General features: G+C 69.3%; 19 protein-coding genes and 1 pseudogene. 10 read left to right on the top strand and 10 right to left on the bottom strand.

The features are described from left to right. Nucleotides 1-3: 3 nt before the first annotated feature. Both HFP48_RS01255 and HFP48_RS01250 read right to left on the bottom strand, forming a co-directional pair. Nucleotides 4-774, bottom strand: a complete 771-nt coding sequence (locus HFP48_RS01255) for a thioesterase family protein (RefSeq protein ID WP_065923208.1) — start codon at nt 772-774, stop codon at nt 4-6. A 154-nt stretch (nt 775-928) separates the two neighbouring features. Next, nucleotides 929-2,308 carry an MBL fold metallo-hydrolase gene (locus HFP48_RS01250; protein WP_006942079.1) on the bottom strand — a complete coding sequence of 460 codons (1,380 nt, stop codon included), beginning with the start codon at nt 2,306-2,308 and terminating at the stop codon, nt 929-931. 128 nt (nt 2,309-2,436) lie between these two features. On the opposite strand from HFP48_RS01250, the gene HFP48_RS01245 reads away from it, so the two are divergent. Continuing rightward, the gene (locus tag HFP48_RS01245; RefSeq protein WP_006940428.1) at nt 2,437-2,739 is read left to right on the top strand and encodes a metal-sensitive transcriptional regulator; all 303 of its coding nucleotides are present in this window, start codon (nt 2,437-2,439) and stop codon (nt 2,737-2,739) included. A 42-nt stretch (nt 2,740-2,781) separates the two neighbouring features. Here HFP48_RS01245 and HFP48_RS01240 read toward each other — a convergent pair whose 3' ends face one another. Together HFP48_RS01240 and HFP48_RS01235 are read right to left on the bottom strand one after the other, a co-directional pair. Further along, entirely contained in the window at nt 2,782-3,414 is a 633-nt protein-coding gene (locus tag HFP48_RS01240) for a class I SAM-dependent methyltransferase (protein WP_102800064.1), read from the bottom strand. A 39-nt stretch (nt 3,415-3,453) separates the two neighbouring features. Beyond that, the gene (locus HFP48_RS01235) at nt 3,454-3,798 is read right to left on the bottom strand and encodes a glutaredoxin domain-containing protein (protein WP_006940432.1); all 345 of its coding nucleotides are present in this window, start codon (nt 3,796-3,798) and stop codon (nt 3,454-3,456) included. Nucleotides 3,799-4,005: 207 nt separating this feature from the next. Here HFP48_RS01235 and HFP48_RS01230 point away from each other — a divergent pair, with 207 nt between their 5' ends. From HFP48_RS01230 to HFP48_RS01210, 7 genes and pseudogenes are all read left to right on the top strand, one after another. Next, nucleotides 4,006-4,890 (top strand): slipin family protein, encoded by an 885-nt coding sequence (locus HFP48_RS01230; RefSeq protein WP_168578900.1) that lies wholly within the window; start codon nt 4,006-4,008, stop codon nt 4,888-4,890. Nucleotides 4,891-4,895: 5 nt separating this feature from the next. Then, nucleotides 4,896-5,654, top strand: a complete 759-nt coding sequence (locus HFP48_RS01225; protein WP_168578899.1) for an SDR family oxidoreductase — start codon at nt 4,896-4,898, stop codon at nt 5,652-5,654. 18 nt (nt 5,655-5,672) lie between these two features. Then, nucleotides 5,673-6,665, top strand: a pseudogene (locus HFP48_RS31410) (HAD-IC family P-type ATPase); the annotation flags it as partial. Nucleotides 6,666-6,828: 163 nt separating this feature from the next. After that, the gene (locus HFP48_RS31405; protein WP_246872586.1) at nt 6,829-7,203 is read left to right on the top strand and encodes a cation transporting ATPase C-terminal domain-containing protein; all 375 of its coding nucleotides are present in this window, start codon (nt 6,829-6,831) and stop codon (nt 7,201-7,203) included. After that, the gene (locus tag HFP48_RS31400; protein ID WP_241010955.1) at nt 7,200-7,712 is read left to right on the top strand and encodes a cation-translocating P-type ATPase C-terminal domain-containing protein; all 513 of its coding nucleotides are present in this window, start codon (nt 7,200-7,202) and stop codon (nt 7,710-7,712) included. The genes HFP48_RS31405 and HFP48_RS31400 overlap by 4 nt, the downstream gene beginning before the upstream one ends. A gap of 24 nt (nt 7,713-7,736) precedes the next feature. Continuing rightward, entirely contained in the window at nt 7,737-8,558 is an 822-nt protein-coding gene (locus tag HFP48_RS01215; protein WP_168580493.1) for a class II glutamine amidotransferase, read from the top strand. Between the two features lie 16 nt (nt 8,559-8,574). Beyond that, nucleotides 8,575-10,233 carry an MFS transporter gene (locus tag HFP48_RS01210; protein ID WP_168578898.1) on the top strand — a complete coding sequence of 553 codons (1,659 nt, stop codon included), beginning with the start codon at nt 8,575-8,577 and terminating at the stop codon, nt 10,231-10,233. Here the strand turns inward: HFP48_RS01210 and HFP48_RS01205 are convergent. From HFP48_RS01205 to HFP48_RS01180, 6 genes are all read right to left on the bottom strand, one after another. Beyond that, nucleotides 10,197-11,546 carry a diacylglycerol kinase family protein gene (locus tag HFP48_RS01205; RefSeq protein WP_210432830.1) on the bottom strand — a complete coding sequence of 450 codons (1,350 nt, stop codon included), beginning with the start codon at nt 11,544-11,546 and terminating at the stop codon, nt 10,197-10,199. The genes HFP48_RS01210 and HFP48_RS01205 overlap by 37 nt on opposite strands. A 5-nt stretch (nt 11,547-11,551) precedes the next feature. Then, nucleotides 11,552-13,123 (bottom strand): hypothetical protein, encoded by a 1,572-nt coding sequence (locus HFP48_RS01200; RefSeq protein ID WP_168578896.1) that lies wholly within the window; start codon nt 13,121-13,123, stop codon nt 11,552-11,554. A 144-nt stretch (nt 13,124-13,267) separates the two neighbouring features. Further along, on the bottom strand, nt 13,268-13,729 hold the full coding sequence (locus tag HFP48_RS01195) for a hypothetical protein (RefSeq protein ID WP_168578895.1): 462 nt from the start codon (nt 13,727-13,729) through the stop codon (nt 13,268-13,270). Between the two features lie 72 nt (nt 13,730-13,801). Further along, nucleotides 13,802-14,026 carry a hypothetical protein gene (locus HFP48_RS01190; protein WP_168578894.1) on the bottom strand — a complete coding sequence of 75 codons (225 nt, stop codon included), beginning with the start codon at nt 14,024-14,026 and terminating at the stop codon, nt 13,802-13,804. A 124-nt stretch (nt 14,027-14,150) separates the two neighbouring features. Further along, nucleotides 14,151-14,768: a hypothetical protein gene (locus HFP48_RS01185; RefSeq protein ID WP_168578893.1), complete on the bottom strand. Its 618-nt coding sequence runs from the start codon at nt 14,766-14,768 to the stop codon at nt 14,151-14,153. 193 nt (nt 14,769-14,961) lie between these two features. Beyond that, on the bottom strand, nt 14,962-15,783 hold the full coding sequence (locus HFP48_RS01180; RefSeq protein WP_168578892.1) for a class II glutamine amidotransferase: 822 nt from the start codon (nt 15,781-15,783) through the stop codon (nt 14,962-14,964). Nucleotides 15,784-16,062: 279 nt separating this feature from the next. On the opposite strand from HFP48_RS01180, the gene HFP48_RS01175 reads away from it, so the two are divergent. Continuing rightward, nucleotides 16,063-16,473 carry an SHOCT domain-containing protein gene (locus tag HFP48_RS01175; RefSeq protein WP_168578891.1) on the top strand — a complete coding sequence of 137 codons (411 nt, stop codon included), beginning with the start codon at nt 16,063-16,065 and terminating at the stop codon, nt 16,471-16,473. A gap of 116 nt (nt 16,474-16,589) precedes the next feature. After that, a complete protein-coding gene (locus HFP48_RS01170) occupies nt 16,590-17,501 on the top strand; it encodes a formylglycine-generating enzyme family protein (protein ID WP_185713434.1) in 912 nt (303 codons plus the stop codon). Nucleotides 17,502-17,509: the final 8 nt, after the last annotated feature.

The following is a 17,509-nucleotide window of genomic DNA, read 5'->3' as shown; positions in this document are numbered from 1 at the left end:
CCGTCAGTTGGGGCGGACGGTGAGGATCTGGGACACGGTGCCGACGGGGCCGTGCGTGTCGTGGAGGACGCTGCTGGTCAGCCCCAGGCCGTCGGGACCGAACGAGACGGTGGTGTCGAAGCCGAGCCAGTCGCCCCGGGGTTCGGTGAACAGGTGGGCGGTGAGGTCGACGTTGGGGAAGGCGACGTCTTTCGGGGACACGCGCACGGTCATGCCGTTGGCGATGTCGAACAGTCCCGCGGCACCGGCCAGCGCGCTGACCTTCTCGTCGAGCACGAGGGGCAGCGGCGTGCGCACCCAGTACGCCGCCCGGCCGGGCTCGAGCTGGATGCGGCGGATCTCGGTGGAGGCGATGAACCCGCCCGGCCACACCGTCGAGGCGTCCCAGGGAGCCATGGCGTCGGGCGGGTCGATCCGCGGCAGCGACGTCGCCTCCAGCGCGGGGGTGGGGCGGGATTGCATGAGCCAGGCCCGCAGCCGTACGACGGCGCGACCGTCGTGGGCGAGGACGGCCTCGACAAGCTCGATGGTGCGCCCGGGACGCAGGACGGTGACGGTGGTCTCGACCGTGTCGACCGGGACGGTGCCGAGGATGTCGTAGGACAGGCGGCCGACGACCAGTCCGTCGTCGCGGCGTGCGTCACGGTCGCATTCCACGGCGTGGACCAGCAGACCCAGTGCGGGCGCGATGTGCTGCTCCTGCGGGTTCCAGGCACCGCTGACGTGGTGGGTCGGCTGGAACGCGGCCGGACCGATCCGTTCGAAGTAGGTCATCTGCTGCTCCTTGCGCGGGGTCGGTGACTCATCCGGGCATGATCCCAGTCGATCACAACCCTCTTCGGACCGGACGGGTGCGGCGCAGAGCGACGGCAGCCCGCCCCCTGGTCGGCCAGGGGGCGGGCTGCCGCGTATTTCGGACGGTGCGGGATCAGGCGGGGACGTGGGCCTCGGCCCAGGCGTTGTAACCGCCGAGCAGGTCCGAGACGTTGTCGAAGCCCTGCGCCCGCAGCAGCGACGCGGCCACACTCGAACGCCACCCACCGGCGCAGTGCACCACGATCGGCTTGCCGGTCGGCACCTGCCCGAGCCGGGTCCGCAGCTGCGCCAACGGGATCGGCACCGCCCCCGGAATCACCCCGAACTCGCGTTCACCGGGATTGCGGATGTCGACCAGCGTCACCGCATCGGCGGCGAGCAACTCGTCGAGCTGCGCGACGGTGGTCCGCGGCGCGGTCTGCACCAGATCCGCCAGCTCCGCCGGGAACACCCCGTCGTGATCGACGGTGAGATAACCGGCCGCGTTGTCCGACCCGATCCGGGCCAGCCGCACCGCCGCGTCCTGCTCCTCCCCCGGATAGGTGATCAACACGATCTTCTCCCCCACCTCGGCGACCATCCCGCCGGTCTCGGCGAACCGGCCGTCGAACCCGACGTTGACCGACCCGCGCAGATGCCCCGCCGCGAAGTCGTCCACACCGCGCGCATCGAGCACCCGGGTCCCGGCGGCCAGCTCGGCCCGCACCCGCGCCGGGCTCAGCTCCGGGATGGTGCGCCCCCGATCGAGCAGCGGATGCACGCTCTTGTTCAACCCGGCATCGACCGAGAAGTAGGCCGGCGCGGCCGGCTGCCCCTCGGTGACCAACGCCACGAACGCCTCCTCGCTCATCGGCTGCACCGACGGATTGCTCACCCGCTGCTCCCCGATCGTCGAGGTCAGCTCCGTCGACAGGTTCTTCCCGCACGACGAGCCGGCACCGTGCGCGGGCAGCACCGTGACCGCATCGGGCAGGGTCAGCAGCTTCTCGTGCACCGTGTGGTACATCGCCCGCGCCAGATCCTCGGTCGACGAATCCCCCAGATTCACCAGGTCCGGGCGACCCACATCACCGATGAACAACGAGTCCCCGGTCAGCACCGCGGCCGGGGTCGCCCCCGGATGCTCGCGCACCAGCACCGAGATCGACTCCCAGGTGTGCCCCGGGGTGGCCAGGATCTCGAGGTCCACCTCCCCGAGGGACAGGTGCTCGCCGTCGCGCAGCCGCCGGATCGGGTAGTCCGCCTCGGCGGCCTCCCCGAACCCGATCCACGCCCCGGTCGCCTCGAGCAGCTCCAGATGCCCGGAGACGAAATCCGCGTGGAAATGCGTGTTGATCACACCCTCGATGCGCAGCCCGTGCCGCGCGGCGTCGTCGAGGTACTCGGTGACATCGCGGCGCGGATCGACCACCACCGCCCGGCCGGTGCCCTCGTCACCGATCAGGTACGACGCGTGCGACAGGCACTCGATGTAGTACTGCTCGAGAATCATCGTGGTTCCTCCGTATGGGTCGATTTCGTCCTCGATATGGACAACCCTGCCACATACCCCCTAGGGTATGTCAAGTACCCCATGGGGTATCCCTTCGAACCTCGTCCCCTACCGCAGGAAGCACAGCGATGAACACTCCCGTCGACCCCGTCCCCAGGACCGCCGTCACCCCCGAAGCCGATACGCAGGTGCTGCACCGGCTGCGCCGCGCGCAGGGGCAGCTCGCCGGCGTGATCGCCATGCTCGAATCCGGCCGCGAGTGCCGGGACGTGGTGACCCAGCTCGCCGCCGTCTCCCGGGCGCTCGACCGCGCCGGGTTCAAGATCGTTGCCGCGCAGCTTCGTCGGTGCATGCTCGACGAGGAGGACGACACGTGTCCGGACCGGCTCACCGAGGAACAGCTCGAGCGCCTCTTCCTCGCCCTGGCCTGAGGGAGACCGCCCGACGACGACGTTCGCGACGTGGTGGCGCGATCAGCGCCGTCGGGCCCTGACCACCGTGTCGTGCACGGTGACGGCGCGTCCGTCCGGGTCGGTGACCGACCGCGCGACGGCGGCCTCGGTGACGACGTCCCAGCCGTCGGGATCGAGCAGCGCCACGACGTCCGCTCCCGTGAAGAACAGCTCGGGCCGCGGCGGGCGCGGCACGGTGGTCTGCAGGTCGGTGGGGTGATGCCCGACGATCAGGAGGGTGCCGCCGGGAGCGACCGCCTCCGCGAGCCCTCGAAAGAGGACGTCGCGTTCCGGTGGCGGCAGGTGCATGTACTGCGCGGAGACCAGGTCGTACCGCCCCCGGCCGGGGTCCCACGCGGTGAGGTTCTCGTGCAGCCACGTGATGCGCCCGGCGATCTCGGCGCCGGCCCGATCCGCGTGTTCGGCGGCGCGTCGCAGGGCGACGCCGGACACGTCCACGCCGTCGACCCGCCAGCCGCGCCGCGCCAGCCAGATGGCGTCCGCGCCCTCGCCGCAGCCGACGTCGAGGGCGAGGCCGGGCTCGAGTTCGGCCGCCTCCCCCACGAGGTGACGGTTCGGCTCACCGCTCCAGAGCGCGGGACGGGAACGGTAGCGCTCGTCCCAGAGTTCTTCGTCGAGTTGGTTTTCCGGCACTGCGACTCCTTCGGTCGTCGGTACGGGTGGTCGGGCGCGTCAGCCGCGGAGCGGGAAGCCGATGCGGGACAACAGCTTCCGGGGACGAGACACCGGCGCCGGGAGCAGTTCGCCGGCTCGCTCGGGGAGTTCCCGCTCGATCGCGGCCTCGATCTCGCGCACCCCGGGATTGACCAGGGCGACCCGTCCCACGAAGACGGTCGGCACGGTCTCGTCGCCGCCGGTGACCGCACGGACCCGCGCCGCGGCCGCGCGGTCCTGCCAGATGTCGATCTCGCGGGTGTCGATGCCGCGTCGGCGCAGGGCCCGGCGCAGCCGCGAACAGAACGGGCACCCGGGTCGCCACAGCACTTCGATCCCGTCGACGAAGTCCGCCGATGTCATCTCCTCGCTCCTCTCACAGCACGTCCCGACCAATATACCCGAGGGGGTATGTTTCCTCCGGTGTTGCGCACGGTCTCGTACGGACGCGGCTCGGAAGGTCTCGAACTCGCCGATCCGCCCCGGCGGTGACTTTCGACCCTTCCCGGCCGCGGTCCACGAGCGCACGGTGAAGGCAACCGCGACCTGCTGCGGGATGGGAGGAACGTCGTGACCACCTGGATCATCCTCGCCGCGGTGCTCCTCGTCGTGGTGATGTTCGTGTTGTCGCAGTCGGTGCACGTCGTCACCCAGTACGAGAAGGGCGTGCTCTTCCGGTTCGGCCGGCTGCTCGGGGTGAAGGAACCCGGCCTGCATCTGATCATCCCGATCGTCGACCGCCTCACGAAGGTGTCGTTGCGGATCGTCACGATGCCGATCCAGTCCCAGGGGATCATCACGCGCGACAACGTCAGCGTGGACATCTCCGCAGTCGCCTATTTCCGTGTCATCGACGCCGTGAAGTCGGTCGTCGCGATCGAGAACGTCGCCGCTGCGATCGACCAGATCGCCCAGACCACGTTGCGCAGGGTGGTCGGCCGCCACACCCTCGACGAGGCGTTGTCGGAGACCGACGTCATCAACGTCCACATTCGAGAATTCCTCGACGTGTCCACCCTCGAATGGGGCGTGGAGGTGACCCTGGTGGAGTTGAAGGACATCCAGCTTCCCGACAGCATGAAACGCGCCATGGCCCGCCAGGCCGAGGCCGAGCGGGAGAAGCGCGCCAAGATCATCGCGGCGGAAGGCGAGTCGATGGCGGCCGCCGCGCTCGGAGACGCCTCCGACACGATGATGGCCCACCCCCTGGCCCTGCAACTGCGCAACCTGCAGACCCTGGTGGAGCTGGGGGTCGAGAAGAACACCACCGTGGTGTTCCCGGCCCCCATGATGAGTGCCATCGGCGAACTGAAGACCTTCCTCGAACACGAAGCCACCGCGGCAGCGGCAGCGGCCGTCCAGCGCACACCGGTGGCGCCCACCTCCGGCCTCGTCGGCAACGGCACGTCAGCATCCGTCGCGGTGGCCCCCACCGCGTCGGCGCGAGGAGGGTAACGGCCATGACGGGACTCGACGGCGGATCGGTAATAGTCACCGGTGGCAGCCGCGGCATCGGCGCCGCCGTCGCCACCGCGCTCACCGGGGAGGGCGCCGGCGTCGTCGTCGCCGACGTGCTGGACGACGAGGGCACCCGGCACGCGGCGACGGTGGGAGGCGGCGCGACGTTCGTGCACCTCGACGTGACGAACGAGGAGCAGTGGGTGGAGGCTGTGGCCGCAGCCGAATCGATCGGTCCGTTGCGGGCCCTGATCAACAACGCCGGCATCTTCGTGCCGGGCACGATAGAGGCCCAGGACCGGGCCGACTTCGAGCGCGTACTGCAGGTCGACCTGGTGGGCGCCTGGCTCGGCATGCACGTGGCGGGGCCCGCGCTCCGGCGCGCACACGGTGTCGTCGTCAACATCTCGTCGACAGCCGGGCTCACCGGCTACGCGGGGGCCGGCGCCTACGTGGCGAGCAAGTGGGGCCTGCGCGGCCTCACCAAGACGGCGGCGCTCGAATTCGCTCCCGACGGGGTCCGGGTGTGCTCGGTTCATCCCGGACCCATCGACACGCCGATGACGGCGGGGATGGACCGCGGCATCGCCGCCACCCAGCCGATCCCCCGCTTCGGCAGCCCCGACGAGGTGGCACGGATGGTGCGGTTCGTCGTCACCGAGGCCACATACTCGACCGGATCCGAATTCGTCGTCGACGGGGGCGCCACCACCGGCACGGTGCTGAACCTCGAGACGACAGATCCGGCTGCGGCGCAATAGCGCACGAACCGAACATCCATGACGGACCCGATCGAGCAGGAGCTCCCCGCTCCGGACCCCCAGGAATTCCTCGACCGACTCCTTCGGGACCTGCGCTCGTCCCGGAAGGGAATCTCGACCCGCGCAGCGCAGCGACGGCTGACGGTCAGCGGGCCGAACGAACTGGTACGCCGCCCCGGGGAAGGCTGGATCCGCGAACTACTGCGGCAGTTCACCCACCCGCTGGCCCTGCTGCTGTGGGTGGCAGCCGCGCTTGCCGTGGTCTCGGACTCGGGGCCGCTGGCGGTCGCCATCGTCGTGGTGATCGTGATCAACGCGGCCTTCGCCTTCGTGCAGGAACGGCACGCCGAACAGGCCGTCGAAGCGCTCGCCGCATACCTACCCCAGCGGGCCCGCGTGCTGCGGGACGGCCGGGAAACCGAGATCGACGCCCGTGACCTCGTCCCCGGCGACGTCATCATCGTATCCGAGGGCGACCGCGTGTCCGCCGACGCGCGCCTGCTCACCGGTTCCCTTGAGATGGACACGTCCACGTTGACCGGAGAGTCGGCGCCGGTCGCGGTCGCCGTCGACACCGGTGACAGCCACGTTCCCCTCATCCATGCCCGCGACGTGGTGTTCAGCGGAACGACGTGCACCGCCGGCGAAGCGACCGCCGTAGTGTTCGCCACCGGAATGCGCACCGAACTCGGTCGCATCGCCGCGCTCTCCCAGCGCGCAGGACACCAGGACAGTCCCCTCGAGCGGCAGGTCAAGCGGGTGGCCCGGCTGATCGCCCTGGTCGCCGTCGGGATGGGCCTGGCATTCATCCCGCTCGGCACGCTCATGGCCGGGCTTTCACTCACCGACGCCCTCAATTTCGCAATCGGCCTGATCGTGGCGAACGTGCCCGACGGACTGCTGCCGACGATCACGCTGGCCCTCGCGGTGGGCGTGCGCACGCCGGCGCGCCGGGGCGCGCTCGTCAAGCGCATCTCCGCGGTCGAAACCCTCGGCTCCACGAGTGTGATCTGCACGGACAAGACCGGCACACTGATCCTCAACCGCATGAGCGTCCGCCGGGTCTGGACGACCGACGGGATGCTCGGATTCGACGGGTCGCCTCCCCGGGCCGGTTGCGGGCCTGACGCGCGGCGAGGCCGAGCGTGGCCTGACTCTGCTCGGTCTCGCCGCGATGATCGACCCACCGCGGCCCGAGGTGCCGGACGCCGTCGCCCGGTGCCATTCCGCCGGAATCCGGCTGATCGTCGTCACCGGCGATCACGCCCTCACCGCCCGCGGCATCGCCGAGAGCGTGGGCATCGGCAAGGGCGGCCTGCGCGTCGTCGGCGGCGACGAGGCCGACGCGATGACCGACGACGAGCTCGACGCCGTCCTCGCCTCGACCGCCTACGCGCTCAACGGTGGTGGGATTCCGCTCCCGCTCACGATCATGCAGATCCTCGCCGTGGATCTCGGGACGGAAACGCTCCCGGCCCTCGCCTTGGGGCGGGAACCGGCCGAGCCGGGACTGATGCAGCGCCCCCGCGGCCGCGGTCGCAGTCGGTGATCGACGGGCCCATGCTGGCCCGCGCCTGGGGACTGCTGGGCGGCGTATCGGCGGTACTCGTGATGGGCCTGCTTCTGCTGACGCTGGTCTCGGGTGGATGGACCTTCGGCGCCGACACGAGTTCCGGCCCGCTGCATCACACGTGGCAGCAGGCGACGACCATGACGTTCCTCGAAATCGTCGCCTGCCAGATCGGCACCGCCGTCGCCGCCCGCACCGGCCACGCCTCGCTGGCCGAGATCGGCTTCACCACCAACCCGCTCCTGCTGTGGGGTATCGCGTTCGAAGTGGTGTTCGCCGCCGCTGTGGTGGCCGTCCCCCTGTTGCAGGACGTCTTCGGGACGACGCTGCCCGAGCCGTGGCAACTGGCACTGCTGCTTCCGTTGCCGGTGCTCGTGTGGGGGTGTGACGAGGTGATGCGCGCGATACTGCGGAGCAGGGCGGCACGAAGGTCCGTCGCGGGCACCGACCGAGTCGGGGAAACGAAGGCATCGACGTCGATGGAGTGATTCAATGGCCGGGTGTGCAGATGGATGGCCTACTCGGGCGAGCCGATCCTCGTGGAGGATCTGCTGTTCAAGCCCGAGCATTCACTCATCGACCAGAGCCTGCACTCCCATCTCGGAGCCACCACCACCAACGGTGACGGATTCGGAATCGGCTGGTACGGAATAGGTTCCGAACCGGCGATGTTCAAGAGCATCGATCCGGCGTGGAACAACCACAACCTGCGGGAGATCGCCGGGCAGATCCGCACCCCGCTGCTGTTCGCGCACGTGCGGTCCTCGACCGGCACGCAGGTGCAGCGCAGCAATTGCCACCCGTTCCGGCACGAGGAATGGCTGTGGATGCACAACGGCGAGATCCTCGGCTTCCGGGACATCAAGCGGGAACTGATGATGGCCGTGGATCCGTCGCTGTACCCGGACATCGCGGGTACCACGGACTCCGAGGTGCTGTTCTTCCTCGCTCTCACGTTCGGTCTCCGGGACGATCCGTTCACCGCGGTCGGCCGTGCGGTCGGGATGGTCGAGAAGGTCGCCCGCCACCGCGGGATCGACGATCCCGTGCAGATGACCGTGGCCACCACGGCCGGCGACACCATCTGGGTGTTCCGCTACTCCAGCGAGGGCCGGACCCGGTCGCTGTTCTACTCCACCGAGGTCGCCAAGCTCCGCGAGCTGCACCCCGAGGTGGAGATGTTCCATCGTCTGGGCATCGACGCCCGGTTCGTCGTGTCCGAACCGCTCCGCGATCTGCCGGGCGCATGGAACGAGATGCCCGAGTCCTCCGCCGCCGTGGTCGGCCCCGCGGGCAACGACATCCGGCCGTTCCGGCCGCTCGAGCCCGTCTGACGCGAGAGGTCGATGCATGAGTCTTGACAGTTCGCCGAAGGGGCCGGCGGTGGCCTCGGGTTCCGCACTGGTGCTCGCAGTACTGGCTGCGGGGCAGTTCCTGATGACGCTCGACAGCTCCGTGATGAACGTGTCGATGGCGACCGTGGCCGCGGACGTGGGCACCACCATCACCGGCATCCAGACCGCCATCACCCTCTACACCCTGGTGATGGCCAGCTTGATGATCACCGGCGGCAAGATCGGCACCATCCTCGGGCGGCGCCGCGCGTTCGGGCTCGGCCTGATCATCTACGGAGCCGGGTCGTTCGTCACCGGGATCGCGCCGAATCTCACCGTCCTCCTCATCGGCTGGTCCCTGCTCGAGGGCATCGGCGCCGCCCTGATCATGCCCGCCATCGTTTCCCTGGTCGCGGCGAACTTCCCCGCCGAACGCCGCCCCGCCGCCTACGGATTGGTGGCCGCGGCGGGTGCCGCGGCAGTCGCGGTGGGGCCGTTGCTCGGTGGGGCGGTGACCACGTTCGCGTCCTGGCGCTACGTCTTCTTCGGCGAGGTCGTCATCGTCGCCCTGATCCTGCTCGCGCTGCGTCGCGTGGAAGACATTCCACCGCAGCGGATCCGGCTCGACCTCGTCGGCTCGCTCCTGTCGGTCGCCGGCCTGGGAATGTTCGTCTACGGCGTGCTGCGCTCGAGCGAATGGGGCTGGATCCAAACCAAACCCGGCGGACCGGCGATCCTGGGTCTGTCCCCCGTCATCTGGTTGCTGCTGGGTGGACTCTTCGTGCTCTACCTGTTCCTGCGGCGGGAGACGTACCTGGCGAAAACGGGCGGCGAACCGCTGGTCGACCCCGCGCTGCTGAGGAACAGTCAGCTCACCGGCGGTCTGAGCATGTTCTTCGCCCAATTCCTCATTCAGGCCGGGGTGTTCTTCTCCGTCCCCCTGTTCCTGTCCGTGGTCCTCGAACTCAGTGCGCTCGAGACGGGTGTGCGGATCCTTCCGCTGTCGATCGCTCTGGTCCTGGCGGCCGTCGGCATCCCCAAGCTGCGACCCCAGGCGAATCCCCGGCGCATCGTCCGGATCGGCCTCGGGATCATGGTCGTCGGCATCCTCATCCTCGTGGGTGGGATGGATCCCGGCGCAAATGCGGCGGTCGTGTCGATCCCGATGCTGCTGATGGGTCTCGGACTGGGCGCGCTGGCCTCCCAGCTCGGTGCGGTCACGGTGTCCGCGGTACCGGACTCGCAGAGCGCCGAGGTCGGTGGTCTGCAGAACACGGCGACCAATCTCGGCGCGTCACTGGGGACCGCCCTGATCGGCTCCATCCTGATCGCCACCCTGACCACCTCCGTCATCGCCGGCATCGAGAACAACCCGGCCGTGCCGGAATCGGTGCAACAGCAGGCCACCACGGACATGGCTGCCGGGGTGCCGTTCCTGTCCGACACCCAGTTGGAGGGTGCTCTGGACGAGGCCGGGGTGGACGAGGCCACCGCGGATGCGATCGTCGAGGTCAACTCGGACGCGCGGCTCGAGGCCCTACAGGTGGCCTTCGCCATCACGGCACTGATCACCGTCGCCGCACTGTTCGGCACCGGATCGCTACCGCGCCGGCCGGTGGGCGCACGGCCCGGCGAGGGTCAGCGCAGGCCCGACGAGACCGACGACGAGCGCTGAGGCCGCCAGGCCAGGTCCCGGAGCCGCACCCAGTCCCAGGTGGGTGCCGAGACGAGGGTTCCCGGACGGTGCCGGGGCACCCGCACCCGCAGCGCCTGCGGCTCGACGGTGCAGCGCACAGGCGTGGGCAACATCAACGCTTCCCCGTCCACGCCGACCGGTATCTCCGGCGCCTCCGCGTCGACGACCACCTCGGTGGCCGCGCGCTGAACCAGCCCCCGGCTGTGGGCACGGCGCAGCAGGCCGACTGCCTGCCCGGCGCCCGTCACCGAGATCGCCACCACTCCGAGCACCCCGCGATCCAGACGCGGCCGGCGTCCCAACCCCGCGAGGTCGTCGGTCGCGTACGGGCCGTTGCTCACCAGGACGGCCTGCGCACCCTCCACCGTCGTGTCACCGTCGATGCGGGCACGCAGCCGGGTGACGCTGTCGCGGGCGAGCAGATCGGGCATCATCCGCAGCGCCGTCCCGGCCTTGTCGTCCCGGTACTCCGGGCTCTGCACCACGTCGGCGTAGACGCCGAACGAGGCGTTGTTGACGAACACCCGTCCGCCGATCCTGCCGAGATCGACGCGGAGTTCCACACCGTCCCGCAGCGCATCCAGGCCTGCGGCCGGATCCTCCCGATCCAGTCCCAGGTCCAGGGCGAAGTGGTTCCGCGTGCCGGCGCTGATCACCAGAAACGGCAGACCGTGCTCGGCCGCGATCGCCGCCACCAGGGCCTGTGTCCCGTCGCCTCCGGCGACACCGAGCAGGTCGGCGCCACGCGCCACCGCCTGCCGGGCCAGGACCTCGACGTCGACCGGGCCCGGTCCGGCGAGCAGTGCCACCTCGGCACCGAGCTCCTCGGCCTTGCGTTGCAGATCGAACTTCACGACCTTGCCGCCGCCGGACCGGGGATTCATCACGAGAAACGGCCGGCGGACCGGCGCGGCGGGATACTCGGGCATCCCGTGCTCTGCGTCGGATCGCAGCGCCGCCCTCGCACACACCAGGGCGAGCAGCACCAGCGCAGCCGACACCAGCACGACCCAGAGCTGGCGCTCTCGCACGAACAACACGAGCAGGACGAGCGGTGCGAGCACCGCCAGGCCCAGAGACAGCACCCGCAGCAGTCCCCGGGTCGCGAGGAACCAGTACGCAGCCGCGACCGTCACCGCCGCCACTGCCACGCTCACGACCAGGAGTGCGACGGCTCCGCGCAGGCCTTCGACGATCACCGGAACGGCGGCGGCACAGAAGACGGCGACGAACGCCGCCCGAGCCCACCACGTGCGCGACGGCGGCACCTCGTCGCCGGGAACGGTATCCATCGGACTCACGCCCCGGTCTTCGAGCCCGGGATCTTCTCCGTCGGTTGTTCGTCTGCCGGCGGTGCCGACGTCGCGTCCTTCGTCGGCGGTGCCGACGTCGCGTCCTTCGTCGGCGGTGCCGACGTCGCGTCCTTCGTCGGCGGTGCCGACGTCGCGTCTTCCGTCGGCGGTGCCGACATCGCGCCCTCCGTCGGCTGCTCCCAGGCGCGGGCCGGTCGGATCAGCACCTCGAGCGCGAGCAGGGCCAACAGAGCACCGAGAACGACCCACACGACCACGAGGCCGGTCGGATAGCGCCAGAACATCAGCATCAGCGCGGCGATGCCGATGATTGCCAGCCGCAACGCGGTCCGAGCCCGGTACGCGCCGGCTTCCACCTGGTTCGGTGGCCGCGGCTTGCGGGCCCGCTGCACCGCGTCCATGCCCCGCCCGAACCCGCGGCGGACGGCAGCCGCGGAGGCCGATCCCCCGGTCACGTACGCCCCGACCGCGATCACCAGGCCCAGGACCGCCACCGCCCGCAGAGCGTTCCGCAGCGGCACCAGCACGGTGTCGACGATCGCCGTGGCGGTGTCCGGGGACAGCACGTCGGGAGGAATGTCGTCGAGATAGAGCGATCGGGCGACGATGAGCGCGATCGCGAGGATCAGCATCCCCACGACCAGCGCCGCCCCGACGAACGCCAGGGCGCGACGGCGACGGCCGGGCGGAGCCACGGCCACCGCGGCCACGGCGGCGGCGATCGTGAGCCACGGCAGCACGTCCGACGCCGTGTCCAGTGCGCTGACCGCCCGTTGCGCCTTGACCAGCTCCGGCGACTGGAACAACACGAACTGCTTGTCGATGTCCGGGATCTTCTCGGCGAAGGTGAATCCCCGATCCAGCAGACGAGCCTGGACGTTGTCGATGACCGTACCCAGGGAAATGCTGACCGTCCCGCTCTCGTCCACCGTCACCGACGAAGGACCGACATTGCCGGTGACCACCGCCACCAAGCCGGTGTGCGCGGCACGGTTGGCCTGGATCCACAGATCCTCGAACTGATCCGTCTGCACCAGCGACAGCACCGTCTCGTACACGAAGTTGCGGGCCTGACCGGCGATCACCGGCGCGAGGCCCTCCACCGCACGGTCCACGCGGGGCGCGTCCGCGGTCGCCGGCACCAGGCCGGTCAGGGCCGTCAGCGCGTCCGCCGTGAGCCCTTCGACATCGACCCGCGCGAAGATCTCGTCGGTGATCGTGCCCGCGATCTCGGTCTGCACCGCGGGATCGGAACCCAACGGCGCCACCGTGGCGACGTACCGGTCCGTGTCGAGGACTTCACTGCGTACGAATCGCGCCGTCACCGACGTGATCGCCAGCAGAGCGACCAGCACGGTCAGGAGCGCCACCGCCGTCCAGCGCAGCGCGTGCCGCGGCGGACGCGGCGCGGGAGGCGGCGCCGCCGGGGCCTCGGGCACGGCCGCCGTCCGGGCGCGCAGCGCGGCCACCTCTGCCCGCAACCGCTCCAGTTCGGCCCGCTCGGCGGTGTCGAGCGGAGCGGTGCCCGTGCCGCTGCGCGAAAGGTCGCTGTCCATCGTCTTCTCTTTCCACTCGGTGACAGAGGCACGGCGGCACAGACGAAGCGTGCTCCCGAGGGCACGAGACGGTCCCGCCCCTTCACATCGCGCCGATCGACGGCCGATCCGGAGCGATCACCCCATGCCGGCCGCCGGTCGAACCTAGTAGTCCAGTCGTGGATTCCAGGTCGATACCGCCCAGATGACCACCACGTCGAGAGCGATGATCAGAATCGACCACCACGGGTAGTACGGCAACCACATGAAGTTGAGCAGGATCGACAGGGCCGCGATGACGATCGCCGCGACTCGCGCCCAGGTGGCTCCGGTGAGGAGAGCGATGCCCACCAGGATGACGACAGCACCCGCGACGATGTGAACCCAACCCCAGGCGGTGAAATCGAACTTGAAGGTGTATTCCTGTCCCACCACGAACAGTTCGTCCTCCGCCACCGCCGCGATGCCCTGCAGCAGTTGCAGGATACCCACGGTGGTGAGAATGATGGCGGCACCGATCGACGTGCCCGCCGCGATCCCCTGCTTGACGCCCCCCTCGGCGGCACTGCTCCCGCCCGCGCTGCCGTGGCTCACACCGCCCTGACCGACACGCATATCCTCGGACACGATTAATCCCCTTCCCTGTGATGTAGCTCGGTGCAACTGTCGCAAAACGACCTGCCGTACGCCTCCGTTTTCTCATCCGTCGGGTGAACGGATCCGGGACGCAGATCGGGTCTGCGCCCAGGACTCGGGCTTCAGGTCGTCGACCTGCACGCCGGGACCATAGAACTCGTGAACCAGGCCGAGGACACGGGCGAGCACCTCCACGTCCGTGAGATCGTCGCGGAGCACCATATGCAGTTGAGCCGGACTGTCGCCGGACCCCGGCGACACCACCAACCGGCAGACCCAGTCACTCATCTCGCCCTCCCCGCGTACCATCTTGTCCGGCAACCGGATCGAGGAATCCTCTCCGCGCTGCCGAGCATCCCCGTGTGCGCTGCAGGACGGTCCGCAGACCCCCGGCCCGCAGACCCGGGGGCGGTCAACCCAATGTCCATCCCGGGCTCCGTCCGGTTTCGTTCCATTCGCGATCCAATGCCGACATCCTCCGCCGCACGCCGACGCGATGAACTCCGTAAAGGAGCAGCAGGGCGATGCCGGAGCCCACCCCCCACACCGTGAGTGCGGCACTGACACCGGCCACGACGCCGTCCGAGCCGGTCCTGGGCGCGGCGACGGGATCACCGATCGAATCGATCCAGATGTCGATCGTCTCGCCCGGCTTCGCACCGAAGGGCGTCTCCACCTTCCCCGTGCGCATTTCGCCGGTCCCGGTCGCCCACCGCGCGGTCGCTCGGTCCGGGTCCCCCGGACCCCGGGTCGCAGTGTCCGTCATCGAACCGGCACCCATCGGTCCCGGTTCCTCGAGGAGGATCGCCGTCACCTGGTGGCGTTCCAGACGTTCCTCCAGCGCAAGCTGGCCGACCCGCGCGTAGGTCGCCGTCCCGTACGCGGCGGCGAGGGGAACCATGACGAGCACGAACATCGCGACGACCAGAACGAGTGCGGATTCGACTCGCTCGGATCGTCGCATCAGCGGGTTGCCGCTCCACGGAGCGCGGCGCCACAACCGGAGGGCCAGGGGCTGCTCTGCGTTCATCTCGAAACTCCTGCAGTTACTTGACTACAGTGTTCCGCCGACGAGGGCCTGTGGCGTAGGGCACAAGGTCATCGCTCGATTCGGGTGATCGGGGGACGAGGACCTGAAGTCCCCCTGTCTCCCGGCACGGTCTGCACCCGGTACTTGCCTCGGTATTCGCCCGGCCCGACGCAGAGACTCTGCTCCGCCGGGCCTACACCGGTGCGAGCGGCCGGAACGGCCGGATCTCGTCCTCGCCGGGTCGGACCACGCCCGCGGAGGACTCGGGTACTTCGTTCCATGCGTCCGGCAGATCGCGCAGCGGTTCGGAGACGATGAAGCGGGTCTCGGCACCGAGCTGGTGCAGCACCTCCACCTCGGGATGCAGTTCGAGGAGCCTGGCGAGCTTGGTGGAGAAGAACAGCGATCGGCTCTTGCCTTCGCTGGAATAACGGAACACCCACATCGACTCGCCGTCCGTGGTCGCCACGGTCATCTGCACGGGGTGCTCGACCGCATGGGCGTGCGCGATCTTCTCCACGTATCCGACAGCCCGGGCGACGGCAGTGAACGGGTCCTCGGTGAGACCGAACGTCAGCGCGAGATAGAACAGCATCTCGGAGTCGGTCGAGCCCTCGATGTCGGGGTAGAGCGCCGGATCCACCGCCAGCACGAGCTCGCGTTTGATCTCCCGGAACCCGTTGAGGACCCCGTTGTGCATCCACAACCAGTGCCCGTGCCGGAAGGGATGGCAGTTGCTGCGCTGGACGTGTGTCCCGGTCGAGGCCCGCACGTGTGCGAACAGCAGCGGTGTCTCCACCTGAGCGGCGAGCTCGCGCAGGTTCCGGTCGTTCCAGGCCGGATCGATGCTCTTGAACACCGCCGGCTCCGGCCCCCTCCCGTACCATCCGATGCCGAAACCATCACCGTTGGTGGTGGTGGCTCCGAGGCGCGAATGCAGGCTCTGATCGATCAGCGAGTGCTGCGGGCGGAACAGCAGATCCTCAGCAAGGATCGGGTCGCCGGAATATGCCATCCATCTGCACATCTCACCATTGAATCACCGCTTCGACCGCGAGCACGTCTCGAAACGGACACAGGTCGCGCCGCGTTCGTGTCGGATGCGGGCCCGGCCCGCGTACGGGCGTCTTCGTGTCGTGGACACCTGGGGGGACGGTGGGTTTCAGGGTCGGGGCGGGTTTCAAGGTCTTTATCCCCTGCGGAGACGCCGGTTGGGGTGTCATTCTCGATGTGAGTCGCCCGATATCGCGGAGGTTCGGTCCATCGCCGGAGCCGCTCACAGGAGGTGCACATCATGGATTCGTTCTGGGATTACGTGTGGTACACGATCATCGTGTTCGCGTTCGTGGCGTATCTGATCGTGCTGTTCCAGATCTTGGTCGACCTGTTCCGCGATCACACCGTTTCCGGCTTCGCCAAGGCCCTCTGGGTGATCGGGCTGGTCGTCATCCCGTACCTGACCGCGTTCGTGTATCTGATCGCCCGGGGCCGCGGCATGGCGGAGCGGTCGATGCGTGCCCAGCAGGAGACCAAGCAGGCCACCGACGAGTACATCCGGCAGGTGGCCGGCAAGTCCCCGGCCGAGCAGATCGCCGATGCGAAGGCGCTGTACGACTCGGGAGTGATCACCCAAGCGGAGTTCGAGCAACTCAAGGCCACGGCTCTGGGACAGGCATCCGCGGGACAGACCGGAATGCAGGTCTGACAGGCCAGGACCTGCGCGGACCTGCGCGGCATCCCGAGGACCCGCCCGCAGCGAGCCGGTTCCGAGATACTCGACGCATGCAGCCAGCGGCGTCGGCGGGTCGAGCACCGAAGAAGATGACCTGGATTCCGGGCGGAACCTTCTGGATGGGGTCGGAGGAGTTCTATCCCGAGGAGCGTCCGGTCCACCAGGTGAGTGTGGACGGATTCTGGATGGACATTCATCCGGTGACCGTCGCCGAGTTCCGGCGTTTCGTGAAGGACACCGGTCACGTCACCACCGCCGAGGTCGCGCCCGAACCCGCCGATTATCCCGATGCCGACCCGGCGCTGCTGGTACCCGGGTCGCTGGTGTTCACCCCGCCGGCTCGGCGCGTACCCCTCGACGACTACCGCCGGTGGTGGTCGTGGGTGCCGGGTGCGGATTGGCGGCATCCCGAGGGCCCCGGAAGTTCGGCCGGCGGCCGCGAACACCATCCGGTGACGCACGTGTCTCACTACGACGCGCTCGCCTACGCTCGGTGGGCGGGCAAGGAGCTGCCGACCGAGTCCGAGTGGGAGTTCGCGGCCCGCGGCGGCCTGGATCGGGCCCGGTTCGTGTGGGGCGACGAGTACACCCCGAAGGGGCGGTACCTGGCCAACACCTGGCAGGGCGAGTTCCCGTGGCAGAACCTCGCCGAAGACGGGTACGTCGGCACGTCCCCGGTGGGCAGCTTCCGGCCCAACGGTTACGGCCTGGTCGACGTGGCAGGCAACGTGTGGGAATGGACGACGGACTACTTCACCGCTCGTCACGGGGCGGACGGACGTGACACCGCCCCCGCCACGGCGTGCTGCATTCCCGCCAACCCACGCACGCTCGCGCCGGAGACCGGTGCCGAGGCCCATCCCCTGCGGGTCATCAAGGGCGGATCACACCTCTGCGCCCCCAATTACTGCTTGCGCTACCGGCCCGCAGCCAGGCAGGGGGAAAGCGCGGAAACCTCCACCTGCCACATCGGATTCCGCTGCATCGTGCGCGGCCGCTGAGCAGCGCC

This window comes from Rhodococcus sp. DMU1 (genome assembly GCF_012272955.1).
Lineage (GTDB): Bacteria > Actinomycetota > Actinomycetes > Mycobacteriales > Mycobacteriaceae > Rhodococcus > Rhodococcus aetherivorans.
This window is presented reverse-complemented; position numbering and strand designations above follow the sequence as displayed.